Source organism: Candidatus Neomarinimicrobiota bacterium, assembly GCA_021734025.1.
GTDB lineage: Bacteria > Fidelibacterota > JAANXI01 > JAANXI01 > JAANXI01 > JAANXI01.
The window spans coordinates 29,755-54,120 of the sequence record JAIPJS010000006.1; the positions used below are offsets into that span (position 1 = coordinate 29,755).

A 24,366-nucleotide genomic window follows, 5' to 3' on the forward strand; every position below is an offset into this window, starting at 1 on the left:
CAATAACTTTAAAGTTTTATAGAATATTCTGGTAAAAATATTTTTGGGTTCGTTATTAGATTATTGTCCAACCACCATCAACTACCAAATTATGTCCTGTTATATATTTAGCCTCATCGGATAATAAAAACGTAACTGCGGGGGCTATATCCTCCGGTTTCCCCATCCGTGTCATTGGAACTCTCTTTTCGTATGCTTCCACGAATTTTTTCGGTTGATTGTTAAAAATCCCCCCTGGAGATACACAATTTATTCTCACATTATATGGTCCATACTTGGAGGCAAGAAATCTAGTTAGATTTACAATACCACCTTTGATTGCGGAATAAGCTGCAGATGGATTGATCTCAGTTCCATCATAGATAGTCATATCATTGCCTACTATACCATAAATTGATGCGATATTTACAATGGATCCTCCACCGGCATTCCTCATTATGGGGAGTACTTTTTGATTAACCATAGCGTAACTATTTAATTGCCAATCCACATTTTTCTTCCACGAATCAAAAGATAATTCCTCAAAGTCAGTACCCCAATCATCAGTACGTGGATAAGCATTATTCACTAAACCATGAATGCTACCATAATTTTCTAATACTCCATTTATTTTTTTTTGAACGTGGTTTTCGCTAGTCACGTCACAAATGATTGTTTCAGATTCTTTTCCATCACCTTTTTTTACATCAAAATTTATAACCTGAGCGCCGGCGGAGGAAATATGACTTACCATAGCCTTCCCCAATAAGCCAGTCCCACCTGTTACGATAACTATCTTTCCGGATAAATTCATATTAGGCCAGCCGTGCAAACCCGGAATGTTTTTTTTCAAACATTAATTTTTCTTCGATTTTTTCTTCTTGAATTAATTTGGCTAGCTCCGTGAAAACATCAGATGAGGCTTCTAAAAACTGATTAATTATATCTGTACTATAGGCATAAGTAGTATACACTGCCGCTCCCACCAGATACCCTTTTTTTAACATCTCTTGAGTATAATAAGTTTGGGCTGCTGGAGGATCATAACAATCGAAATGTATGTGAGTCAGTGGAGAGATCCCTGAGACGCTAATGTTAAGAGCATTATTTTCTGCAATATCCTGCCAGCCACTATTAATCCTTTCTCCATATTCAATCAATTTCTCATGAACTGAATTTGAAATATACTTGTCTATAGTCGCCAGAGCAGCCGTCGGGCCAATTCTTTCAGTCCAAAATGTTGAACTGATAAAGGTATCCTGAGCGGCATCCATAACATCTCGCTTTCCAATCACTGTAGAGATCGGATATCCATTACCAAGCGCTTTTCCAAACACTGCCATATCGGGATTCACATTATATTTTAAGTGAATACCTCCCGGGTTCATGCGAAAACCGGATGTTACCTCATCAAATATTAAAACCGCGTTATTATTATCCGCTATCCCTCTAACTCCCTCAAGAAATCCTTCTTCGGGTGGAGTTCCTCGCTGAGGCTCCAGATATATGACGCCAATTTCGCCGGGGTTCCTATCAATGATGGATTGTAATTCGTCTAATGAGTTATAATGAAATGGGATCGCACTCCCTTTTAATCCTTTCGGCACACCTTTCGGTTGGAGTCCGGGTAATAGTTGTCCGTCTAAATTTGAGTCATCTGCCAGATTGGATGCAAGATACCAGTCGTGCCACCCATGATAACCACAAAAAGCTATTTTATCTTTGCCGGACGCTGCACGAGCAATTCTGGTAGCAATGGCACATGCCTCACCCCCTGTCCTGGAAAAACGTACCATCTCAGCCCAGGGATGGAGTTCTATCAATTTCTCAGCAAGTTGGACTTCTTCGGGGCAATTTAAAGTACTCATAGAGCCATTAGAAATAGCACTCGCAACTGCAGAATTAACGTCACCATCCGCATAACCCAATATGCATGAACCGACCCCCATTTGAGCAAAGTCATAGAAATGATTGCCGTCCATATCCCAAACTTCGCATCCCGCTGCTTTCTTATAATAGCTAGGCCATAGTCCTGGTAAAAACATTTCACTTCTCTTTGAGAGAAGTTGATTCCCTCCCGGGATTATATCTTTTGCATTTTTCCAAAGGTTTTGTCCGGTTCCTGAAGTTTTCATTTTATTTTCTCATTATTCTTCAGAATGGATTCAACACATAAAAAATCAATCATATCATCGACTTCAAATGACTTCGATTTTGGCATTTCAAATCCTATGCACCTTTCATGATAAAAGGACTTTTCATTTAGCAGGACTTTAGTATCAGAAATATAAAAGCTCCCATCATAATAAAACAATCTTTCAATTTCCTGGCGTCTTAGTGAACTGAATCCTGAGAGATAGGGTTTAATAATATTATTTGAAGTAAGTCCTACAATAAATTTGGGGTGTTGAGATTCAACCCGAGCCACTCCCACTATAGAATCAGCAACATCTCTACTGTTATCCAATATTTCCAAAGCATTATCAATATCTGTGTGTTCTGTCAACGGGGATGTTGGTTCTAATAATACAATGTACTGAAAATCTTTGTTATTCTTCTTGTAATAATTTATTACATACTTAATCACAGAGAAAGAGGACGCTGTGTCTGAGGAAAATTTAGGTGGCCTCATCTCCGGACAACTTATATCTTCACTTAACCCAATTTCTTGTATTTCTATGTCATCGGTGGTTAAAAAAATTTCATCAACATATTTCGAGTTTTTAGCCGTTTCGATCGGATACAAGACTAAAGGTTTACCCAAAAGATTTTTTTTGTTTTTACCCGGTAGTCCTTTAGATCCTTTTCGAGCAGGAATAACCGCCAAAATGCGTTTACTATTTATCATAAATTTTTAAACTGTGCAATAGTACTTTGATATTCCTCCCACTCTCCAACATCAATCCAGGATTTTTCGCTAACCGGGTATACACCAATACTTTTCCCTTGTTTCTGTAATTCAGCGATTAAATCAGTCGTGTGAAAAAATGTGTCTTTTGGAATGTATTTAAGAGCTTCACTGTTAATAATATATAACCCTGTATTCACCAGAAAATTGTACTCGGGTTTTTCGCGGATCTGTTTCAAAATACCTCCATTTTCAATATCACACACGCCATACGGAATATTATAATTTTTCACTGAGGCAACAAGTGTAATATCATTATCCTCCTCTTGGTGATATTGAAGTACTTCAGCATAATCCTCATCAATGATTATGTCACAATTGGAGACAATGAATGGGCCTTGAATACGTCCCTCAAGGAATTTTAAGCTCCCTGCCGTACCCAGCGGTTCTTCTTCTTCAAGGTATTCAATAGAATACGATGGATTCAATTCCTCAAAAAAAGCTTTGATGACCCGTGATTTATGGTTTACAGATAGATAAAACTTGTTAATATCCCATTTCCGAAACCGATCTATTATAATTTCAATAATGGGTTTTTCGCCGATTGGTATTAACGGTTTGGGCAAAATACGGGTAAACGGGTCTAGGCGGGTGCCTTTTCCGCCTGCCATTATTACAACGGGGATATCCAACTTTGTTAACATTCCCTGGGTATTTTGTTCTTCTGTATAGTCTCCTTCAAATACCTTTTCCCATACAAGAATGTCTATTATTTTACCGTTTTCTACGATGGGGACTGATTCAATCTTTTTCTCGAGTAATATCGATTTTATTGATTCAATGTTATAACCAGTCTCAACTGAGATTGGATTCTCATTACATATCTCGCCCGCAGTGCCTGAAAGTCCACCGGTGTTTAAAATCCACCGTCTGATGTCGCCATCGGTGAGAGTTCCATAAAATTTTTCATTTTCATCCAATACATAAAGAATTTTCTCGCCACCTTCATCAAGTTTTTTCAATGAATGTTGAAGTGTGGTATCTTTTCGTATTGTTAATTTTTGAATTTCGTCCTTATTCATATTTAAAATCTTCCCAGGTTAATACGTCCTCAGCTTTTTTATCTTTGTAGATTCTCAAGCCAATAATTTTTTCCATATCATCGGGCGGGAGACCATTACCAGGTCGTTTTATCTCTATCATATTCGAAGTAATTTTTGTCCCAGAAGATATTTCCTCCTTTGCAATAATGCTCTTGCGTACATCGTTCATTATTTTAAGTTCACTTTGATTCGGCCTCTTCCTTCCATCGCCAATCGCAATTTCGATATTACGGATTGACTGCACCATTCTTTTCAATTCATCCGGTTCAAGAGAAGCCTTATGGTCTGGGCCTTCCATGGATCGATCTAATGTGAAATGCTTTTCAACCACCGTTGCTCCCATTGCAGCGGCAGCAATTGGCACTTCAATCCCAAGGGTATGATCTGAGTAACCAACAGGTAAATTGAAAGCATTTTTCAATGTAAGCATTGCATTTAAATTCACTTCTTCATAGGGACACGGATAATTTGTGGTACAATGCAAAACTGTAAGAGTGGGAATATCTCCCTCATCAATATTTTGATTCTCAGCGAGAATATTCACAGCCTTCTCAACTTCTCCAAGAGTACTCATACCGGTGGAGAGAATAAGGGGTTTTCCTTTTTGGGCAAGATATTTTACAAATGGAAGATTTGTTATTTCGCCGGAGGGAATTTTTATACGTTTTAATAGATCGACTACCGAATCAGCACTGTCCTCATCAAATGGAGTTGTCATAAATTCAATATCATTAGAATCACAATAATCTTTTAATTCCCGGAAGTCTTTATTAGAAAACTCCAGTTTTTTCAGCATTTCATACTGCGCTTCCTCAGATTTTGACATGTTTTTAATCTGGTAATCTGCTTTTTTTGCTCCTTTTGAAACTAATTTATCAGCAATAAATGCCTGGAACTTTACAGCATCAGATCCGGCCTGAACAGCAGCATCAATCAGTCGTTTAGCTATATTAATATTGCCATTATGATTAACCCCAGCTTCCGCGATTATAAAGGCTTTGGTCATTTCGACTTTACTAACCTTGAAACGTTATTTTTTTTCGTAAAAAGTTTTGATCAACCCTTGTTTGATTAATTATTCTCACCATCTTCTCGGCAGCATGACCGTCACCAAATTTAAATTCCATATCTCCCAAGGACTTTCTGAAATTCTGGTCAAGGGCTTTTGTAATTCCATTCCTAATAGAATCAACTGCATAGTTCGTATCAATTACACTTGGATGCCTTATTCTCCCATCTTGTCTACTTCCAATATTGACAGTTGGGATCTTAAAAAACGGCACCTCTATTATCCCACTGGATGAATTCCCTATGACAAACTTACAGTGAGGGATTAAGCTATGATAATTTTTAAACCCCAGCGAATCGAAAAAATGGTAATTGGTATTTTCACTCATTTTTTTTCTAATGAATGTCATCACTTTTTCACGCTCTGTCTCAATATTTGGTGCGGTAATGACGACCTGGAAACCCCATTTAGATAACGCTGAAAATATATTCTTAACCTGTTGAGAAATTGGTACTTCAAACTCAAGAGTCACTGGATGATATGTCATCAAGACAGTTTCACGTTCCTCGTCCAGATTCAATTTTTTAAATAATTCAGATTTTTGAATTTTCTTTTCATTTACAATATTATCGATTCCCAGCGCCCCGGTGTTATATATACGCCATTCGGCTTCCCCCATTCTCTCTATATTGGTTGCATATTCTTCACACGCGACAAAGTGTATGTGTGCTGCCTTTGTAACCATATGGCGAATTTGCTCGTCAATTGCCCCCTCCGTCTTTTCCCCGCCATGAATATGAATAATTGGCCGTTTAAACAATATAGCGTTACCAATTATACTCAACAGTTCAAATCGATCACCAAGCACACATGCAAAATCAAACTCATATTCCCTAAAAATATTAGAAAGTTCATAAGTGGCAATCCCCAATGATTTGCTCAATGATGCACTTGAATCATTATTCAACAAATAATCGAAGGTACCTGTAATATTAAATTTATTTTCCCGTATTTCCCGTATTGTTTCTCCATAATTACTTTTAAGATGGGTACCTCCTACAAACAGATTATACTCCAATTTTTTTGAATTTTTAATTGCCTCAATCAGTGGGGCAAACAAACCAAATTCTGCACGCGTTGTTGTAAAAATCGCAACTGTTTTCAAAATATTCCCATCACATTAATTTAGCTGGAACCCCCACATATTTTCCAGGCATGGTTATGCTTTTAGTAACAACTGCCCCAGCTCCAATAATACATTCATCAGCAAGGTTAACTGACTGCACAATTGAGGCACCAGCACCAATAAATGACTCCTTCCCGATTATAACGTCGCCACTTACTGTAACCCCCGGGGCAATATGCACTGAATCACCAATGGTACAATCATGGTCAACTGAGGCGTTTGTGTTAATAATCGCCAATTTTCCTATTTTTACGCTTGGTTGGATGACAGCCCCAGCCATAATTACTGTACCATCAGATATTTTACAATCATTTTGTAAAATGGCCTGTTTTGATTTGATTACCGGAAATTTATACCCATGTTGTTTCAAATTTTTATAAATATTTTTCCTCTTTTGATTATCCTTTGGTGAGATAATGCCGATGCCCAATACGGCATTGCATTCCGGGAATTCTTTAATCAGTTCGGACAGGATTTCATCTGTACCCAAATACTTTATTGGTAACGAATTTGTATGATGTTCAAAATCCGTATAACCAAGCACGTTCCACCCATTTTCATCTTTGAGCATACCGAGAATGACCTTTGCATGCCCACCACCGCCAATTATTACAATATCTTTCAACTTTTCAATAATTCAATAATATGTTCAATTTGCTCTTCCTGCAAGGTAACACTGCTTGGTAACAGCAAACTATTTTTGGTTAATTGGATTGCTTTATCAATATCATAATTAAAGTCATTTTGGTAGGGCAGTTGAGTATGGTTTAACTTCCATACCGGCCGGGTTTGGACGCCGTTATCATTCAAATATGTCATCAGTTTTTCCCTGTCTTTTGGATATACATCAGTGTCAATTTGCAGCGGATACATCCAGTAATTATGTTTTGCATAATCCGGAACCCCGGCCAATGAAAGTCCCGAAATTTCATTTAAATAATCTCTGTACTTGTTATAATTGTTTGTCTTTCTTTCAGTATAATCATTCAATTGCTCCAGTTGCGCCACTCCCATTGCAGCCTGAATATTTGTTAAGCGGTAATTATACCCAATTTCATTGTGAATATAGCGTGTAGGATCGTCTTTTGCCTGTGTAGTAAGATATCTTGCTCTTTCAGCATATTCTTGGTTATCTGTGACAATCATCCCGCCGCCACCCGTAGTAATTATTTTATTCCCATTGAAGGAATAGCAACCAATATCGCCAACTGTTCCCGTATATTTATTCACCAATTCACCAGAAGTATAGTATGTTCCAAGGCTTTCCGAAGCATCTTCTACAATTTTAATATTTCTTTCCTTGCAAATTGGAAGCAATGGTTCAATATCAACTGCATTTCCGAATACATGAACCGGAATAATTGCAGATATTCTACTACCTGTTTTCTTGTTTTTGGTTTCACCGTTTTCAAAAACGGTTTCATTTTCAATAAAGGCAATAGTTTTTTCAATATCAATATTATAGTATTCATCGCAATCCATAAATAACGGTTCTGCGTTCAAATACCGGACAGTATTGATGGGAGCAATAAAGGTAAGGGTTGGAACGATGACTTCATCACTTGGCATTACTCCCACAATTCTGAGAGCGACATGAAGCGCTGCTGTTCCATTAACACAAGCCACAGCATGTTTGACTCCCACATACTTTGCGATGTCTTGCTCAAATTTATCTACATATTTTCCTGCGGAGGAGACCCATTCGGTATCCAGGCATTCCTTGATATATTTCCACTCATTACCCTTGAGTGATGGTATTGATAAAGGTATTTGGTCAGACATTATATACTTCAGGTTTAAAATGGTCAAAATTTGATTTGATCCAGTCGATTGTTTCCCGCAACCCTTCCTCCAGGGTATATTTTGGTCTCCAACTTGTTGCAAACATTATCTTTTTATTATCACAATATAAACGTTCTACTTCACTCTTCTTAGGACGGACTCTCTTTTCATCGGTCACTATTTCAATGTCACTTTCCATAATCTCTGATATCAAATTCACTAATTCACCAATAGACACTTCTTCCTTCATCCCGATATTGGTCACCTCACCAAACAGTGAATCGGATTTAAATATTTCATGAAACCCATTTATTGTGTCTTTCACATAGGTTAAATCCCGTGTTGGTGACAAATTACCGAGTTTGATTTTTTCTTGTCCATTGAGAATTTGACTGATAACGGTTGGAATAATGGCCCGTGCTGATTGCCGGGGACCGAAGGTGTTAAATGGTCGCACAATTTTTACGGGGGTATCGAAGGATTTATAATAACTTAATGCCAACTGGTCGGCACCAATTTTTGAAGCAGAATACGGCGATTGACCAACGAGTAGATGTTTTTCATCAATTGGTACGTATTGCGCACTTCCATAGGTTTCGCTAGTTGAAGTAATTAATACCTGTTGAATATCCAATTGCCTACTTGCTTCAAGAACATTATATGTACCTTCTACATTGGTACGTATATATGCCATTGGAGAAATATATGAATATGGAATTCCAATTAATGCGGCAAGGTGAAAAACAACATCACAGTCTTTTACAGCGTTATAAACCGAATCGTAATCCCGGATATCTCCTAACTTCACTTCTAAATCATTCTTATATTTTGAATTTTCAAGCCAGCCCCAATGATTATTTGGATTATATCGATCAAATGCAATAACATCGTAGCCTTTCTCTACTAAATACTCAGAAAAATGAGATCCAATAAAACCAGCAGCGCCAGTAATTAAAATCTTCACTAATTACCCTTTGTTATACCAATTAATCGTTTGTTGGAGTCCCTCATTGAATGAAGTTTCAGGACGAAAGTCCAAATACTTTTTAATTAAATTAATATCAGCATAGGAATGCTTCACATCACCAGGTCTTTTATCATCGTAAGTTGCCTGAATGCTACTTCCGGCTATTTTATTAATCGAATTTACAAGTTCATTCACACTTATTCTCTGATGCCCGGCACAATTCACAACAAGTCCTGCTGGGAAATCAGATTCGGTCGCCAAAATATTAGCCTTCACCACATTATCAATATATGTAAAATCCCGTGACTGCTCACCATCGCCGTAAATTGTTGGGGACCTTCCTTCAAGCATAGATGTGATAAATTTTGGTATGACAGCAGAATATTGGGAAGTAGGATCCTGACCTGGTCCAAATACATTAAAATACCGTAATGCTATGGTGTGTAAACCATAGATATCAGCAAACACTTTGCAATATTTTTCACCGGCCATCTTTGAAACAGCATAAGGTGATAACGGGTTCGGGGTCATATCTTCGGTTTTTGGCAGTTTTTCACTGTCCCCGTAAATTGATGATGAGGAGGCAAAGACTACTTTTTTTACACCTGCCTCGAGCGCTGCGTGTAAAATATTTAGGGTTCCGCTTACGTTCACTTCATTTGATGTTACTGGATCAGCAATTGACCGGGGAACTGAAGGTAGCGCACCCTGGTGGAGGATAAAATCAACATCATCCACCGCCTCCTGTACGATGTGATAGCTTCTTAAATCGCCTTCTATTAGTGTTATATCTTCAATTACATCCTGGATGTTTTCTCTCCGTCCGGTTGAGAAATTGTCCAACACCCGAACCGAATGACCAATTTCGACTAATCTGTGTACTATATTTGAGCCAATAAAACCGGCACCGCCTGTAACTAAAAATTTACTCAATATTTACCTTCTTCCAATCTGATTCAATCATAATTTTTACTAATTTTTTAAACCCAATTTGGGGCTGCCATTTAAAACCTTTTTTAGCTTTTGAAGAATCTCCCACTAGCAGGTCCACTTCAGTTGGTCGGAAATAATCGGAATCGACTTCTATAATCACATCACCTTTTTTAATGCCATTCTCAGAATTATCTCCAGCGATACCACTCACAACTCCAATTTCATTCACACCTTCACCTTGCCAATCAAGAGAAATTCCCACCTCCCGAAATGCAAGTTCCGTAAACTCCCTTACTGAATGGGTTTCACCGGTAGCCAGCACATAATCATCCGGCTCATCCTGCTGTAACATCAGCCACATGCCTTCGCAATATTCCGGGGCATAGCCCCAGTCACGCTTGGCTTCTAGGTTCCCGAGATAAAGTTTCTTTTGCAGTCCGGCTTTAATCCTGGCGGCTGCCCGTGTGATTTTTCTGGTAACAAAAGTCTCACCGCGGCGGGGGGACTCATGATTAAAAAGTATGCCATTTACTGCGAACAGATCATATGCTTCACGATAGTTTTTTACAATCCAGTAGGCATATAATTTTGCTACTCCATAAGGAGATCGTGGATAAAATGGTGTCTCTTCATTTTGCGGAACTTCCTGAACCTTACCGTACATTTCACTTGTGGATGCCTGGTAAAATTTTGTTGTGTCTTTTAACCCGACCTCTTTTATAGCATCAAGAAACCGTAGAACACCTATTCCATCAACCTCAGCGGTGTATTCCGGTACTTCAAATGATACTTTCACATGGCTCTGGGCAGCAAGGTTATAGATTTCGTCAGGGGCTATTTTTTCGAGCAGCCTGTTCAGGTTACTGCTGTCGGTCATGTCCCCGTAGTGGAGATACATTTGTACGTCTTCTTTATGGGGATCTTTGTACAGGTGATCTATTCTTTTGGTATTAAATGTACTAGCTCTACGGATCACGCCGTGTACTTCGTAGCCTTTTTCCAGGAGCAGCTCCGCTAAATATGAGCCGTCCTGGCCTGTTATTCCTGTGATGAGGGCGATTTTGTTGCGATTAGTCATGTTATCGAACCTTTAGTGCTGAAAATAAAATGTTGCATGTTTAAGGAATAAGTTGATTAGTTGAGTGGTTTAGAAGTTTAGAAAAATCATTGTTTATGAGTTTAGAAGTTTAGTGGGTTTAGGAATTTAGTGTTTTTGGGTTGAGTTGTGGAGGCGGTTGAGCATTGCCGTTATGTGTTCGATTTCCGACCGTAATTCATTATAAGTTTTGTCATCGAGGAATTTAAATCGGTGCTGATTATTAATTGGTTCAATACTTCAATAGCTGAACTATATGCTATTATGTAAAAGCGTCCCTGGTCATCAGGAGACGTCCGGGAGGAACCCTCTGCAATATTCGAACTGATTGATACGGATGCTCTCCTCAACTGAGAAATTAATCCAAATTTTTCCTCTTCCGGAAAATCGGCAGTTACCTTATAAATTCTAACCACAAAATCTTTTGCCTTTTTCCAAACATCCAATTTTTCAAAACTGTATTCCATAAAAATTGTGTTAACCTATTTCTTAAGTAACCCGAAATTCTCCTCAACGCCTAATCTACTAAACGCCTAAACGTCTCAACCATCTTTCTCGACATTTTCAAGATACCAATCATATGTATTCTGAATCCCTTCTTTCAACGAAATCGAATGCTCCCACCCTAACTCATGCAGCCAGGACACGTCTAACAATTTTCGTGGTGTGCCATCGGGTTTTGAGGTGTCGTGTTCAATTTGCCCTTCGAAGCCGACGATATCGGCAATTAATCCGGCTAGGTTATTGATGCTGATGTCCTCACCAACACCGATGTTGATGTGGGTGATGTCTTTATTATAGACTTGGCTAGCGTCAATTGTTTTCATTAGATAGACACAGGCGTCTGCCATGTCATCGACGTGAAGGAATTCGCGTTTCGGTTCGCCGGTACCCCAGAGGGTTACGGTTGAATTGTTGAGTTGTTGAGTTGTTGAGTGGGTTGCTTCATGAAACTTTCGGATGAGCGCCGGGAGTACGTGTGACGTTTCAAGATCGAAATTGTCGTTAGGTCCATAGAGGTTTGTCGGCATTACCGAAAAGAAGTTTGAGCCATACTGCCGGTAGTAGTTTTCGCACATTTTAATACCGGCGATTTTCGCGATGGCGTAGGGTTCGTTGGTTTTTTCAAGTTCACCGGTAAGCAGGTATTCTTCCTTCATAGGCTGCGGCGCATGTTTCGGGTAAATGCAGGAACTTCCCAGGAAAATCAGCTTTTTGGCACCATTTTTATATGCATTGTGGATGATGTTATTCTGGATCTGGAGGTTTTCGTAAATGAATTCTGCACGGTAAGTATCATTTGCCAGGATTCCACCTACTTTCGCGGCCGCTACAAATACGTATTCGGGCTTTTCATTTCTAAAAAATTCCTCAACATCCTTTTGTCGCAGCAGATCCAATTCGTCGTGGGTCCTAAGAACTAAATTTTTGTAGTCTTCCTCCTGCAACCGTCGCACAATTGCGGAGCCTACCATACCGTTGTGGCCTGCTACGTAAATTTTTGCGGTTTTTTTCATAATGATATTAGGCTTTTATTATTGATGCGATTTTTGAGGTTCATCGGGATGGGTGTTGATTATAGGGAGTTTGATAAGTTTTGCTAAAGAGCATTTTCTAAACTCTTTTTGTTCCCACTTTTTCCTTGATGAAAAAGTGGAGAAAAAATCAAGGCGATGTTTTCAATTTTGACACGCCATTTTGACGCCCTTTTGGCTTGACCCAAAAGGGCGAAAAGGTCAAGGCTGCCAATTCAATTTCGGTATCGGCAGCAATGACCTCCGGGGCAAAACCAGAAACTCGCTCCGCTCAGACAACTGGTTTTGCCAACCTCCGGCCATAGGCCGATAGAGCGAAATTGAATTGGAGGCCAAATAAAAACAAAACCGATTTCTCGTTTTTTTATCGGCCTTGGCAGGCGGTTCTTGAACCGGATGGCATAGCCGGATTTTTTTCGCACTTTTCCCGTAGGGATCTCTACGAGGTTTTCTACCTGTCCCGATCTACGAGTACTTCCCCGACTGGTCGGGGTTAGTACAAGTTTGTCGGGGGAAAAAAGTGCAATGAATTAGTTGCAAGAGTAGGCATACCCTTGCCCGGTGGTTCGACTTACGTCCAATTGGCAATCTGTAAATCCGGGATTCGCTGGAAGTGTTTCTCGTTATTAGTCACCACGGTGAGGTGATATTCTTTTGCGATGCCTGCAATGAGCAAATCTATATCTCCCACGGGTTGTCCTTTACTATGGAGATCTGCTTTCAGTTCACCAAAATATTGTGCCGCCGTTTGGCTTAAGGACAATATCTCAGGGCCCGGTGGGGTCAGGAAATCATGAATCCGCTGGATATTTGCATCAACCCTGGAGGAGTTATAGGCGCCAAAATACAATTCGCTAATGGTCAGAATAGACACTGCCAGCGCTGCGACACCAGATTCAGACACATGGGTTTTTACTTGCGGATTCCCATTCAACAGATAAATACAGGTATCAGTGTCCAACAGATATCTGAGTGTTTCTTTCACTCAGAATTGCTCCAAAACGCCTCAGCACCTCGTGTGGTAGTCGTTCGCGCCTGGTAGATCTCCCGAATGGTGTCCTCGACAGACCGATCATCCTGCCACCCTGTGCATTTCTGGAGAAAGGACTGTGTACTTTCCTGGTCAGACAGGGTTGGGAGTGTTTCTACCGCTTTTTTCAAGTCATCGATTTCTTGTTCCAATTGCGCCAGTTTTTCAATGACAATTTCTTTGGTGAGCATATGGTTAGCCACAGATTCCTTTTCGTTATTTCTTCAATCTATTACGGTTTCGTACTCTGAAGAAATGTAACTATCCCAAGCCATAGAATAAAACCCAATTTTTCCAGGCTTTCAGTCCCTCTCCTGCTCCGGGAGGTCCATAGGACTCCTTCCGTGAGAGTGCCTTCCGGGAGTTCGAGGAGAGGGGTATGGGTTGAGGTCGGGATTTTTTGAGTATTTTGGATAACTCAACCTCAGGAGTTTTGCCAAACCACTTTTATCTTCCCCATTCTATTGCCCTTTTGGCTTGACCCAAAAGGGCGAAAAGGTCAAGGCGGCGCTATTTATTTTGACCGTTTGGCGACTCACTCCGAAAAATTCCTGAAACTCCGTCGCTTCGCTCCGTCAGACAACAGAAATTTTTACCTCCGTTCGTCGAAACGGTGCCCAAACTAAATAGCGAGGCCGTGAACTACAACACAAGATTAATGGGTTTTTTTATCGGCCTCTCAATTTGTTTGGTAGAATATCTGCCGGACTGCCGTTTTCAAAACCAGCTGTCTGACGACGCGAAGCGGAGGAGTTCTGGTTTTGATAGGCAGGACGGTGTAGCTCCGGGAGGAGTCCCTGCCTGGGTGGACAGGTTGTTCCGCTTGTTGCATTATTTAATGACCGATCATCGGATTATTTGCTGTCGTGGCTTTTCGCTTCGAGGTAAGCAATCATTTTGCTAACCGTCTCTAGCAGTTTTGGCAATTGGTGTTGGATAGTACGGTACACCACCTCCGCATCAATGTCGAAATAATGATGGGTAATTACATCACGCATTCCCTTTGCCGCCCGCCAATCGATATCAGGATATTGCTGCAATAACTCATTGGAAGTCAGTTGATCGATCTTTTTCAACGCCTCGCCGATGTTGATGAATTGCATACAGATACTGTCAAGCCGTTCCCGGCCCTTATCATCTGCAAGAAAGTCTTCATAGGTCTCGACATATTTACTGCGGTGTTGAATCTGTTCAATAGCCCAGCGGATGTTGTGGAGTAGTTCAGGGACCAATGCCTGTTCAGACATACACTGCTTCGTGTTCTATTCGGGTTTTTAACGATGGATTCATATGATGCCGGAGGCGGACAACGTCAACTTCCCGTTTGAGTAATTCCTCCAAATACGTTTTGAGCGCAGCCATAATAAACAGGTCCGGATTCTCTATCTCGACGACTATATCGATATCGCTGGCTGGCGTCGCCTCTTCGCGGGCATAACTGCCGAATAAGCCAACATGCGTGACACCAAATTTTTGATAGAGTTCGTCTTTGTGCTCCTGCAGTATTTTGCGAATATCTTTGATGTTCGGCACAGAGGCTGTTGTGGTTTTCATAGAATTATTCCCGGATTAAAGTCTTTGTCGTCTTAATGTAAGGCAAGATCTTTATTTCTGCTACTCTTCCTGGTTTTGCTTTAGTTTTTTGCCCTGCTCCTGCTCCGGGAGGAGGCCCTTTGGGAATTTGAGGAGAGGGGTTGTCTCACCAGTCCCATAGGGATATCTGGTGAGAAGACTCCTTCCGGAGGGTGAGGTCGGTGTTTTTGAGTTTTTTGGATAACCCAACCTCAGGAGTTTTTCCAAACCTCTTTTATCTCCCCTTTTATCCCTCCTTTTGACTGGCGCAAAAGGAGCAAAACGCCTTGGCTGTGCTATTTATTTTGACCGTTTCAAGATTCGCTTCGGGCCAGAACCAGAACTCGGTCACTCCGTTCCCTCAAACAGCTGGTTCTGGCTGTCCTCCGCTCATCGAAACGGTGCCCAAAATAAATAGCGAGGCCCTGAACTACAACACAAGATTATCGATTTTTATCGGCCTTGGCGTTTGTTTGGTAGAACTTCTGCTGCGCTGGCGTCAGCAAAACAAACTGTCTGACCGAGCGAAGCGAGGGAGTTTTTGTTTTGGTAGCCAGTGCAGTGTAGAAGTTCTAGAAACAAACGGTACAGCCGGCTTTTTTTCGCACTTTTTTTCTAAAAAAAAGTGCATTGAAAAGGGAGTTTCGGGTTCTGATAGGCGGGGCAATGTAGAAGTTCTAGAAACAAATAGGGCAACCGGATTTTTGGTACTTTTTTTAAAAAAGTACGGAGAAAAACAGTTTTTCATATTCGGAAGTGGCAAAAGGTGCAAGAGAACTGAAGTTCCTCTCACATATTTCTTTGCGTTTTCAAACCAGTTTTCCCAAAGGGGACTCTACAAGGTATTCAAAAACAACCATAAGAAATAACGAGATTCTTCGACTCCGTCCGACTTTGCCGGACTGCGCTCAGAATGACAATATTGTCTTACCCGGGATATACCTTCTCCTTCAACCTACCATCAACAGCAGACCATGGACGATGTTTTCAATGGTCCGTATTTCCAGGTAACCTTCGTTTACGATATCGATGCGGTTCCACTACACAGAGCAAGTGTTGTAGTTCCTCATCTGAATGTTCATGAAGTAGTCGTTCAAATTCCGAATGTACCTCATCAATATTTGTTGGCAGCATCCGTAAAAGAATGACTCCAACTGCTTCAAATCTCTCCAAATATACGAGTGTACCGAAATACTTGTCGCGCGTGATAAGAAGTTGTTCCATTTGCTGGGATCGATGTAAAAGTTCACGGTCTGTGGCGCGTTCCATCCCGAGCTCACTGGCGGTGACTACATCATGACCGGCTTCTCTTTGCCACTGCACGGTGACGTGATACACATCCTGATCCACCAGAAATTACATCAGGTGAGTTCAGGCGAAATTTCTTCACCCCGCACCAGGTCTGTCGCATACTTTGCACAGGCCTTCACATCGTCTATTTCCAGTTCGGGATAATACCGGTCGATGATTTCCTGAAATGGAATGCCTTCATCGATGAGTTCCAACACGTTCTCAACACGAATACGCGTACCGGCAACACAAGGCTTCCCAAAATGAATTTCCGGATCAATGACGATCCGATTTATATAGGTTGAAGTATTTTGCATTTCTTCCTCCTCTCACAACCACTCCATAAAGGATGGTGCTTAAAGTTCCTGAAAGAATCAAGGAATATGTCCGGAAACGACAACACGAGATTTTCTGGGTTTTTAACGAAAACTTCGCTGTCTGAGCGCCCCAGAAAACATCTGGTTGAGTCTCGATCTTACTACGCTGAATCATAAATGGGAAAGTGCTCACCTGACGGTGGCGTGAGTTCGAAGTTTTATTGATTTTTTCTGTCCCCTTTTTCATCAAGGAAAAAGGGGACATACAAAGAACGAGGGAGTTTCGGGTTCTATTGGCCAGCGCGGTGTAGCCCCAGGAGGAGTCTTGCCGGAAGGCATCTCCTCACCAGAGATCCCTCCGGGGTGGCCGGATAAAAGTAGGGGGAAAATGGTGCCCCCCGGTGGGGTTCAACAGATCGCACACGTCTACTTGTTTTTTCCCGTTGGGTTTAATTTTCTTGTGACTCTACAATATCTTTTACTTCGTTTATCACATCTGGCAGAGCAGGTTGCTCTGTTTTAACTACTCCATCCCGTGTATGTTTATGATGGGGGAACGAAGCAATGTTTTGATGATGTGGACTGTTGTCATACCGAAAATGCATTGTATTGGTCGCATCCTGAAAATGGTATCGATAATTCAGGTGGTGTAATATGCCACCGGTTACAATCACTGCTTCATTTATTTCGAGCAGATCCCCAGCACTCCATCGGATGCGAATCCGCACATTACACCGATTTGGAGTGAGGATTTCTTCTTCGTACTTTTCCACGTAGATTGAATCCAGTGTGTCGATAGCGTGCGCAATTGTCTCAAGATAGCCCTGGAGTATTTCATGCAACATGGCTGAGTTGTTCTTCTAACTCATGATGCAAAGCCAGGTAATGCTGATACGCATTCGCCCATTCAATAAAGTCCTGCGCGTCACCACGCTTGCCTTTTTTAAATTCATCGTAGAATGCTTCCGACTCGAGTTTATACTTCATCTCAAAGGTATGGAGCTGTTTGGTCACAGCAATCAGCGCATCAACAGGAGTATCATATTGTGTCCGTGTTTTTTTCATTCTTCTTTCTCTTCGGTTATATTACAGATACACATAAATCAATTATTCCTATTGCACGTCTTTAACATGCCACCTCGTTGATAAGTGTAATGAGTGGATTGGAATGAATGGAACGACTTTTTCTCGTCACATTTAGGCCTTTGTAATGTAGGCCTTTGTAATGACAGCACCTCTGGCCGTTGGCCCGACATTCTTCATCTTTTTTTATTCCAGTTTTGTCTTGATACGCTTGCATGGAACACTTGGACATTAAAACTGGAGAAAAAATCAAGGCGATGTTTTCAATTTTGACCGCTGATATGGCTCACTCGGGGCAGAACCGCCTGTGCCGATTTGCAGTGGCCCACAACTTGTTGTGGCTGCCAATGCATTATCGGTAGAACTCCCTCCGATCAAACAGCCGGTTCTGCCTGTCCTCATTTCGCCACAGCGGTGCCCAAAATTGAAAACGAGGCCATAAACAACCAAAAAATGTTCACTGTGTCGTTTTTATCGGTCTCGCTATTTGTTTTGTAGAACTTCTGTTGGCACGCCGTCATCAGAACCCGTTGTCTGACCATAGGGAGTTTCGGGTTCTGATAGGCGGGGCAATGTAGTAGTTCTAGAAACAAATAGGGCAACCGGATTTTTGGTACTTTTTCTAAAAAAGTACGGAGAAAAACTGTTTTTCATATTCGGAAGTGGCAAAAGGTGCAATAGAACTGGATTCCCTCTCATATATTGTTTGCCGTGTTCAGCCCAGTTTTGGGGGCCGGCCCTTTTGCCTGCTCCGATTAGGGATGCTTTCTCGCCATTGGCGTGATTAGCAGCCCTCTTTCGGAGCCTACTTTTGTCCCATGGAGATCCCTGCGGGGTGGCGGGCAAAAAGTAGGGGAAAAATGGTGTAGCCCCGTAGGGGTCTCTGGTGAGAAAGTTCTCGAAACATACGGCGCAGCCAGGTTTTTCCGTATCCATTCGGGTAATTCGTGGACAGATTTGTTAGTCGGAGTACACCTTCTCCTTCAATCCCCCATTTTCCGATTTATTGAGGTTGAGCGCATGCTCGATATTTTTATCAATAATCTGATGCTCATGTAGCTCGTCCACCACAAAGTTGACCGATTTTGCGACGGATAATTCGCCGGTGTCCACGATAATTTCCGCATTCTCCGGCTCTTCGTAGGGGGCATCGATGCCTGTGAAATTCTTAATCTCCCCGGCGCGTGCTTTTTTGTAGAGGCCCTTCGGATCGCGCTTTTCGCAAACTTCGAGAGCGGCATCCACGAAAATCTCGATGAAGTCGCCCTCACCCATGATGGAGCGCACCCGTTGGCGATCCTTGCGGTATGGGGAAATAAACGCCGTAATAACGATGGATCCGGAATCGGCAAACAGTTTGGCCACTTCACCGACACGCCGGATATTCTCCTCGCGATCCTCCGGGGCAAACCCCAGGTCGCCGTTAAGTCCGTGGCGGACGTTGTCGCCATCAAGCACATACGTATGATACCCAAGCGTAAAAAGCTCTTCCTCCAGGTTTATCGCCAGGGTGGATTTCCCGGAGCCGGAGAGTCCGGTCAGCCAAATGACTGCGCCCCGGTGTCCGTTGCGTTTTTCGCGCATGGGTTTGGTGACTTTTGTGGAATGCCAGGTTACGTTGCTACTAGTTGGTGATTGTTTTGACATCGTTTGAAACTCCTTTGTTTCTTGTCTTGAAAGTGAAAAGTAAAAAGGGAAAAGGAAAAAGCAACAACCTGTGTTTTCATCACTCAAAGTTAAAAGTAGAAAGGAAAAAGTAACAGCCTGTGTTTTCCGATTTACTGGAGAAAATTTTTGTTTCGAAAATTAACCGTTTGTTGGTCTACCGGCTTTTTTGTTTTCTATTTTTTCACCTTTACCTTTTCACTTTTTTCTTTTCACTTTTTCTTTATCATTCATTTTCTTAACAATACTGCCAAAAATATTTTTCAATTCTTTTGATTCATTTACCAAATAATCTATTTCTTCTGATTTCGCTATATTCGCTGCCTTGATGATTCTCAGCCAATAATTGCTTTCCTTAGATTCCCGGAAACAAATGCCAATTTTATATTTAAAATCGCTTTTACTAAAAGCCCCCTGCGCTTCCTCATAATTCGCACCAATTGATGTTCCACATTTTGCCAATTGATATTTGATAACATCATTTTCTTTTGAATACGGGAGTTTACGTAAAAACTTGATAATTGTAACAGCGAATTTAAATGTTCGTTCCTCAAGGTCCCTGGGTTCTTTCTCGTCATTGGATTTCTGGACCTTTTTCATGGTTCAGTTTTTTCTTTTTTTATTTTTTCCTTTTACCTTTTCACTTGTGCTTTTTCAAAGCATCAGTAAATGTAATCAGGTGAATCTTGATAATAAAACGGTATTCCAATGGAATTTGTAACTTTTTGAAGTCTGTATCATTTTCAAAACTTTTTCAATATCCCTTTTATTTCCACTTTTGCCTTGAAACGCTTGTGCGGAACACTTGGACGCTAAAAGTGGGGAAAAATTCAAGGCGATAAACAACCAAGAAATGATCACTGTGTCGTTTTTATCGGTCTCGCTATTTGTTTTGTAGAACTTCTGTTGGCACGCCGTCATCAGAACCCGTTGTCTGACCAAAGGGAGTTTCGGGTTCTGATAGGCGGGGCAATGTAGTAGTTCTAGAAACAAATAGGGCAACCGGCTTTTTGGTACTTTTTTTAAAAAAGTACGGAGAAAAACAGTTTTTCATATTCGGAAGTGGCAATGGCAAAACGTGCAATAGAACTGAATTTCCTCTCATATATTGCTTGCCGTGTTCAACCCAGTTTTGGGGGCCGGCCCTTTTGCCTGCTCCGATTAGGGATGCTTTCTCGCCATTGGCGTGATTAGCAGCCCTCTTTCGGAGCCTACTTTTATCCCATGGGGATCCCTACGGGGTGGCCGGATAAAAGTAGGGGGAAACCGGTGTAACCCCGGAAGAGGTCTCTGATGAGCGAGCATTGGTTCTCCCATGAAGCGAACCGCCAGCCTTTTCAAACCGACAGGAACTTAAAGTATATCATGTGATTTTAAGGAAAATTCAACCAAAAAAACTGACTCTCGGATGCGGCTTCGCCACCTCACTCCCATAGTGCATTCTATGGTAAGCGGTGGTTTTTCTCAACAAGTTTTACTTTCACTCACAGCCGTATGCCCTTCACATCCACGGCCTCATTCAGACATCATCCTGAGATATCTTTTTACCTCTCCCCGTCGTCAGTGCCCCACGCTACACAGATGCGCCCAATAAGTTTAAGCCCGGTTTTGTTATGGAATCAGTGTTTTTTATAGATGTCACATCAGGTGTTTCTTCGGATCCTGTTTGTGAGGTAATATCTTTGATATCCTTCTCAAGAGAGTGAAGAAAATACGAGGCAGTTCTATTGGAGTCAATCGGGAAATATCTGGAAAAATTCACCATGTGGGATAGATCACAACGGTGCTCTGAATATATCGAAGAGTGTTGCCATTCCAGTAGCCCAGTCAGGAAATTCACTGACACGCGGGAGATGAGAATCATGCCTTCCGGTGGCGTCGTTTCCGCTTTTTGTCACCATCTCCGGAGTAGTAATAATACTGATAATAATAGTAATAGGAGCCGTACACGTTATCGCGTCTCACATTATTCAGCAACGATCCGGCGATCTCTCCCCCCACATCCGAGATCTGCTTTTTGGCTCGCTCCAGTGCCTTGCGATCGGTATTGCCTGAGGAAACCACGATCATTGTATCGGTCACTTCCGTGGACAGCACGGCCGCATCGGTAACGGCAATCACCGGCGGACTGTCCAGAATGATCCGATCATACTTGTTGCTCAATTCCTCCAGCAAATTCTGCATATATTTGGAGCCCAGGAGTTCCGAGGGATTCGGCGGTAAATTGCCGCTGGTGATGATCTCAAGGTTCTCAATCCCGGTCTCCTTGACTACCTCCGCTGAGGACATCTCCTGCATCAAAACATCGGTCAGCCCCGGAGTTCGAGGTTGGTGGAAAATCTTATGTGCAACCGGACGACGGAGTTCCGCATCGATTAGTATGGATTTATTCCCCATCTGTGCCATGGTTATAGCCAGATTAGCGGCAGTCGTGGATTTTCCTTCACCGGGGCCGGCGGAGGTAACCAGGATCGATTTAAGAGGTTCATCTGGCGTAATATACTGGAGGTTTGTCCTGAGTGTCCGGTACGCTTCGGACACCGGGCTTTTCGGATCAAGATGCGTAACAAGCCGCTGCTCAATCCGCTGCCCTTCCCGGCTGAACTTACTTTCGCCATTCTCTTTCAGCAACTCTTCGGCCTTCTCCATGAGTTCATCGTTATCAATCACCGGCACCATTCCGAGCACCCGAAGGTTCATTCGCTCGAGATCTTCGGCGGTTTTGACCGTGTTATCCAAATACTCCAGCGTAAAGGCCAATCCAACCCCGAGCCCGGCGCCAAGCAGCATCCCCAGCAACAGATTCAATTTTTTGTTTGGCTTCACCGGACTTTTCGGCGGCACGGCAGGATCCATAATCTGGACATTCCCGATTTGCCCCGCTTCGGTGATCCGGGTCTCCTCATACTTTGTCTTCATCAGGAGAAACAGTTTCTCGTTGACCTGCTGATCCCGTTTCAGTCTTGCAAGTCGCAACGATTTCTGCGGCAGGCTCTCCAACCGACTATTATACTCCTTCACCACGCTGCCCAGGAACGATTCCTTGGACCGTAGTGTCACAATCTGCGCCTGGAGGTTCAGAATATCCTTCATCATCTCCTGGCTGTAGCTCAGCGGATCGGCAACTTCCATCCCTTTGTTGATCAGCCGCTGCGTTTCCCTGCGAACCTCCTGTTCTAACTCCGCAATTCGCGCTTCCACCTTCCGGATCCCCGGATGATCCGGTGGAATGTCCGGATTGGTCCGCATGACGGTAAGCTTGACCTGTTTACTTGCCAGAGAATCCCGAAGCGCTTTGACGTATGGGGTATTGATATCCGAAATGTCGCCGACAATTTTCTTTTCCTGATCGGACAACTGAGACTTGAGATAATCCAGCCGGGTTTCCAATGATTGCCGTTCGGCGATTACACTATTGTAATTGCTCTCCACCTCCGAGAGCTGTTCGATCAGGCTCTCCGTACTCTTGTCCAGTGCAGCGACCTCGGCCTCCTGCTGGTAATCCTTCAGAGCCACTTCGGCCTGGAACAGATTGTCTTCCACATTCTCCAGCTGGTCATTCAGGAACTGCTTGACCTGACTCACTTCACCACGGGAAATCTGCAAGTTCTGCTTATGATATTCATTGGCGATCGTATTTGCGATGAGCACTGCTTCGCGCTTGGCAGGCGCCTGAATGTTGATCTTGATAACGTCGGTCTCCCGCACCGGTTCGACGGTCATCCAACCCCGTAACCGTGATGCCAACCGGCGTATTCGCTCTTCATAGGACTCCGCAGTCGATTCCTCAACCTCTTTCCCAATGAGCCAGTTATAGACAACATAGGGTAGCTTTTTTGCTTTACTGAGAAAACTCTCTTTCATTTCCCCCGCGGTTCCCAGCACATACAGGGAATCAGCGTATTTCGTGTTATCCAGGTTTTCGATAACCTGCTCAGAAAGAGTTCGGCTCTTGAGATATTCAATTTGGTTGTTCAATTCTTTCTGGCCGCTGTAAACCGGCCCCACGAACAGATCTTCCATGTTCGATTTTTCGCTCTTGATCATGATGGTCGTTGACGCTTCATAGATAGGCTGCGTCGTAAAAGTGTACCAAACAGTCCCGGTGAGTATCACCACAAAGCTGAGGATGATCAGCCACCGATACCGGTAAAGTACTCGGATATAGTCCTGGAGGGAGACCTGCTCTTCTTCAGGGAAATAGCCGTTTTGCGAGTTTTGTACGCCGTTATTGTTCATAGTGTGCCAAGATAGTTTTGGAAAACAGATAATTCAAGTAGATAAAATACCAGATATCGGGTCAATTAATGTCGTTCATATTAGGATGGCACAATATTTTAAAGATAAAATAATGCCGGATTTGCAGGGAAATTCTTTGTATTTGCATGATTTCTGTCCCTTTTCACTTGATCGTTTCTGCGTTTCATTTTCAATCAACGTTCATATTTCTATTAGAGAGTGCCACAATTTTTTATAGATGAATAACCCAAGTGAAGTTCCATGAGTTTTCAATTTAGTTAGCCTGTATTCTTCGTGAATTTTTCATTGGCTGCACTCCAGAAAACTCCGCAAACCATTCTGACCCGGAGTCTGCCACCCTTCGACAGGTCGTTCGACCCGGCCAGTCAGTGGTCACGTGCTCACGACGGGCTCAGAGTGCCACACCGTGGCGTCATCTCTCACCAGAGATTCCTTCCGGAACTGAGTTTATCGCCCAGGAAGAGATCCCTATGGGGAAGGATAGACTCCGGAAATGCTCCTAACCCCTTGAAAATACAGAGGTCAACTCGATACCCGGTAATCATTTGTGAGCTCGGTCTAAAAAGGAACCAGTAGTTTTCTTGTTTAGGTAATATCTTGAAATTGGAAAATATTTGAATAGCCCCGTCCGGACGGGACGGGGAAACGAAGCCCTCACCAAACGTTTCAGGGGCTTCAGCCCCATTTTTGACTAGGCTCATCTGTTAAAAC

24 protein-coding genes and 1 pseudogene are annotated in these 24,366 nt (G+C 42.3%); 1 reads left to right on the forward strand and 24 read right to left on the reverse strand.

Annotated elements, in window-relative coordinates; genetic code table 11:
• Window positions 1-55: 55 nt before the first annotated feature.
• The 17 genes and pseudogenes from K9N57_08505 to K9N57_08585 form a co-directional block, all read right to left on the reverse strand.
• Window positions 56-793, reverse strand: a complete 738-nt coding sequence (locus K9N57_08505; GenBank protein ID MCF7804217.1) for an SDR family oxidoreductase — start codon at window positions 791-793, stop codon at window positions 56-58.
• 1 nt (window position 794) lies between these two features.
• A complete protein-coding gene (locus tag K9N57_08510; GenBank protein ID MCF7804218.1) occupies window positions 795-2,114 on the reverse strand; it encodes an aminotransferase class III-fold pyridoxal phosphate-dependent enzyme in 1,320 nt (439 codons plus the stop codon).
• Window positions 2,111-2,827 (reverse strand): acylneuraminate cytidylyltransferase family protein, encoded by a 717-nt coding sequence (locus K9N57_08515; protein ID MCF7804219.1) that lies wholly within the window; start codon window positions 2,825-2,827, stop codon window positions 2,111-2,113. Before K9N57_08515 ends, K9N57_08510 begins: the two co-directional genes overlap by 4 nt.
• On the reverse strand, window positions 2,824-3,909 hold the full coding sequence (locus K9N57_08520; GenBank protein ID MCF7804220.1) for a nucleotidyltransferase family protein: 1,086 nt from the start codon (window positions 3,907-3,909) through the stop codon (window positions 2,824-2,826). Before K9N57_08520 ends, K9N57_08515 begins: the two co-directional genes overlap by 4 nt.
• Entirely contained in the window at window positions 3,902-4,936 is a 1,035-nt protein-coding gene (gene neuB, locus K9N57_08525; GenBank protein MCF7804221.1) for an N-acetylneuraminate synthase, read from the reverse strand. Before neuB ends, K9N57_08520 begins: the two co-directional genes overlap by 8 nt.
• Window positions 4,937-4,946: 10 nt before the next feature.
• A complete protein-coding gene (neuC, locus tag K9N57_08530; protein ID MCF7804222.1) occupies window positions 4,947-6,107 on the reverse strand; it encodes a UDP-N-acetylglucosamine 2-epimerase in 1,161 nt (386 codons plus the stop codon).
• Window positions 6,108-6,114: 7 nt separating this feature from the next.
• Window positions 6,115-6,750 carry an acetyltransferase gene (locus K9N57_08535; protein ID MCF7804223.1) on the reverse strand — a complete coding sequence of 212 codons (636 nt, stop codon included), beginning with the start codon at window positions 6,748-6,750 and terminating at the stop codon, window positions 6,115-6,117.
• Complete coding sequence (locus K9N57_08540; protein MCF7804224.1) at window positions 6,747-7,907, reverse strand: LegC family aminotransferase; 1,161 nt, start codon at window positions 7,905-7,907, stop codon at window positions 6,747-6,749. Before K9N57_08540 ends, K9N57_08535 begins: the two co-directional genes overlap by 4 nt.
• Window positions 7,900-8,871: an NAD-dependent 4,6-dehydratase LegB gene (locus K9N57_08545; GenBank protein ID MCF7804225.1), complete on the reverse strand. Its 972-nt coding sequence runs from the start codon at window positions 8,869-8,871 to the stop codon at window positions 7,900-7,902. The genes K9N57_08540 and K9N57_08545 overlap by 8 nt, the downstream gene beginning before the upstream one ends.
• Window positions 8,872-8,874: 3 nt before the next feature.
• Window positions 8,875-9,807 carry an SDR family oxidoreductase gene (locus K9N57_08550; protein MCF7804226.1) on the reverse strand — a complete coding sequence of 311 codons (933 nt, stop codon included), beginning with the start codon at window positions 9,805-9,807 and terminating at the stop codon, window positions 8,875-8,877.
• On the reverse strand, window positions 9,800-10,885 hold the full coding sequence (gene gmd, locus K9N57_08555; protein MCF7804227.1) for a GDP-mannose 4,6-dehydratase: 1,086 nt from the start codon (window positions 10,883-10,885) through the stop codon (window positions 9,800-9,802). The genes K9N57_08550 and gmd overlap by 8 nt, the downstream gene beginning before the upstream one ends.
• Before the next feature lie 126 nt (window positions 10,886-11,011).
• Window positions 11,012-11,370: pseudogene (locus K9N57_08560) on the reverse strand (four helix bundle protein).
• A gap of 75 nt (window positions 11,371-11,445) precedes the next feature.
• Entirely contained in the window at window positions 11,446-12,420 is a 975-nt protein-coding gene (locus tag K9N57_08565; protein MCF7804228.1) for a GDP-L-fucose synthase, read from the reverse strand.
• Window positions 12,421-13,009: 589 nt separating this feature from the next.
• Window positions 13,010-13,423 (reverse strand): type II toxin-antitoxin system VapC family toxin, encoded by a 414-nt coding sequence (locus K9N57_08570; GenBank protein ID MCF7804229.1) that lies wholly within the window; start codon window positions 13,421-13,423, stop codon window positions 13,010-13,012.
• Entirely contained in the window at window positions 13,420-13,671 is a 252-nt protein-coding gene (locus tag K9N57_08575) for a hypothetical protein (protein ID MCF7804230.1), read from the reverse strand. The genes K9N57_08570 and K9N57_08575 overlap by 4 nt, the downstream gene beginning before the upstream one ends.
• Window positions 13,672-14,322: 651 nt before the next feature.
• The gene (locus K9N57_08580) at window positions 14,323-14,715 is read right to left on the reverse strand and encodes a DUF86 domain-containing protein (protein MCF7804231.1); all 393 of its coding nucleotides are present in this window, start codon (window positions 14,713-14,715) and stop codon (window positions 14,323-14,325) included.
• The gene (locus tag K9N57_08585) at window positions 14,708-15,022 is read right to left on the reverse strand and encodes a nucleotidyltransferase family protein (GenBank protein ID MCF7804232.1); all 315 of its coding nucleotides are present in this window, start codon (window positions 15,020-15,022) and stop codon (window positions 14,708-14,710) included. The genes K9N57_08580 and K9N57_08585 overlap by 8 nt, the downstream gene beginning before the upstream one ends.
• A gap of 305 nt (window positions 15,023-15,327) precedes the next feature.
• Here K9N57_08585 and K9N57_08590 point away from each other — a divergent pair, with 305 nt between their 5' ends.
• On the forward strand, window positions 15,328-15,909 hold the full coding sequence (locus tag K9N57_08590) for a hypothetical protein (protein ID MCF7804233.1): 582 nt from the start codon (window positions 15,328-15,330) through the stop codon (window positions 15,907-15,909).
• 118 nt (window positions 15,910-16,027) lie between these two features.
• Here K9N57_08590 and K9N57_08595 read toward each other — a convergent pair whose 3' ends face one another.
• From K9N57_08595 to K9N57_08625, 7 genes are all read right to left on the reverse strand, one after another.
• Entirely contained in the window at window positions 16,028-16,378 is a 351-nt protein-coding gene (locus K9N57_08595) for a DUF5615 family PIN-like protein (GenBank protein ID MCF7804234.1), read from the reverse strand.
• Window positions 16,379-16,401: 23 nt separating this feature from the next.
• Entirely contained in the window at window positions 16,402-16,626 is a 225-nt protein-coding gene (locus K9N57_08600) for a DUF433 domain-containing protein (protein ID MCF7804235.1), read from the reverse strand.
• A 470-nt stretch (window positions 16,627-17,096) separates the two neighbouring features.
• Complete coding sequence (locus K9N57_08605; protein MCF7804236.1) at window positions 17,097-17,492, reverse strand: DUF6516 family protein; 396 nt, start codon at window positions 17,490-17,492, stop codon at window positions 17,097-17,099.
• Entirely contained in the window at window positions 17,482-17,712 is a 231-nt protein-coding gene (locus K9N57_08610; protein ID MCF7804237.1) for a hypothetical protein, read from the reverse strand. The genes K9N57_08605 and K9N57_08610 overlap by 11 nt, the downstream gene beginning before the upstream one ends.
• A 978-nt stretch (window positions 17,713-18,690) precedes the next feature.
• Entirely contained in the window at window positions 18,691-19,377 is a 687-nt protein-coding gene (gene cysC, locus K9N57_08615; protein MCF7804238.1) for an adenylyl-sulfate kinase, read from the reverse strand.
• A 216-nt stretch (window positions 19,378-19,593) separates the two neighbouring features.
• The gene (locus tag K9N57_08620; protein MCF7804239.1) at window positions 19,594-19,995 is read right to left on the reverse strand and encodes a four helix bundle protein; all 402 of its coding nucleotides are present in this window, start codon (window positions 19,993-19,995) and stop codon (window positions 19,594-19,596) included.
• Window positions 19,996-21,255: 1,260 nt separating this feature from the next.
• Window positions 21,256-23,634: a polysaccharide biosynthesis tyrosine autokinase gene (locus K9N57_08625; GenBank protein ID MCF7804240.1), complete on the reverse strand. Its 2,379-nt coding sequence runs from the start codon at window positions 23,632-23,634 to the stop codon at window positions 21,256-21,258.
• Window positions 23,635-24,366: the final 732 nt, after the last annotated feature.

Bases quoted from the DNA above. Each gene is read 5' to 3' on its own strand.
- K9N57_08610 (MCF7804237.1), bottom strand. From the start codon at position 17,712: ATGAAAAAAACACGGACACAATATGATACTCCTGTTGATGCGCTGATT.
- K9N57_08620 (MCF7804239.1), bottom strand. From the start codon at position 19,995: ATGAAAAAGGTCCAGAAATCCAATGACGAGAAAGAACCCAGGGACCTT.
- K9N57_08565 (MCF7804228.1), bottom strand. From the start codon at position 12,420: ATGAAAAAAACCGCAAAAATTTACGTAGCAGGCCACAACGGTATGGTA.
- K9N57_08540 (MCF7804224.1), bottom strand. From the start codon at position 7,907: ATGTCTGACCAAATACCTTTATCAATACCATCACTCAAGGGTAATGAG.
- K9N57_08520 (MCF7804220.1), bottom strand. From the start codon at position 3,909: ATGAATAAGGACGAAATTCAAAAATTAACAATACGAAAAGATACCACA.
- K9N57_08580 (MCF7804231.1), bottom strand. From the start codon at position 14,715: ATGTCTGAACAGGCATTGGTCCCTGAACTACTCCACAACATCCGCTGG.
- gmd (MCF7804227.1), bottom strand. From the start codon at position 10,885: ATGACTAATCGCAACAAAATCGCCCTCATCACAGGAATAACAGGCCAG.
- K9N57_08510 (MCF7804218.1), bottom strand. From the start codon at position 2,114: ATGAAAACTTCAGGAACCGGACAAAACCTTTGGAAAAATGCAAAAGAT.
- K9N57_08505 (MCF7804217.1), bottom strand. From the start codon at position 793: ATGAATTTATCCGGAAAGATAGTTATCGTAACAGGTGGGACTGGCTTA.
- neuB (MCF7804221.1), bottom strand. From the start codon at position 4,936: ATGACCAAAGCCTTTATAATCGCGGAAGCTGGGGTTAATCATAATGGC.
- K9N57_08625 (MCF7804240.1), bottom strand. From the start codon at position 23,634: ATGAACAATAACGGCGTACAAAACTCGCAAAACGGCTATTTCCCTGAA.
- K9N57_08515 (MCF7804219.1), bottom strand. From the start codon at position 2,827: ATGATAAATAGTAAACGCATTTTGGCGGTTATTCCTGCTCGAAAAGGA.
- K9N57_08605 (MCF7804236.1), bottom strand. From the start codon at position 17,492: ATGTTGCATGAAATACTCCAGGGCTATCTTGAGACAATTGCGCACGCT.
- cysC (MCF7804238.1), bottom strand. From the start codon at position 19,377: ATGTCAAAACAATCACCAACTAGTAGCAACGTAACCTGGCATTCCACA.
- K9N57_08585 (MCF7804232.1), bottom strand. From the start codon at position 15,022: ATGAAAACCACAACAGCCTCTGTGCCGAACATCAAAGATATTCGCAAA.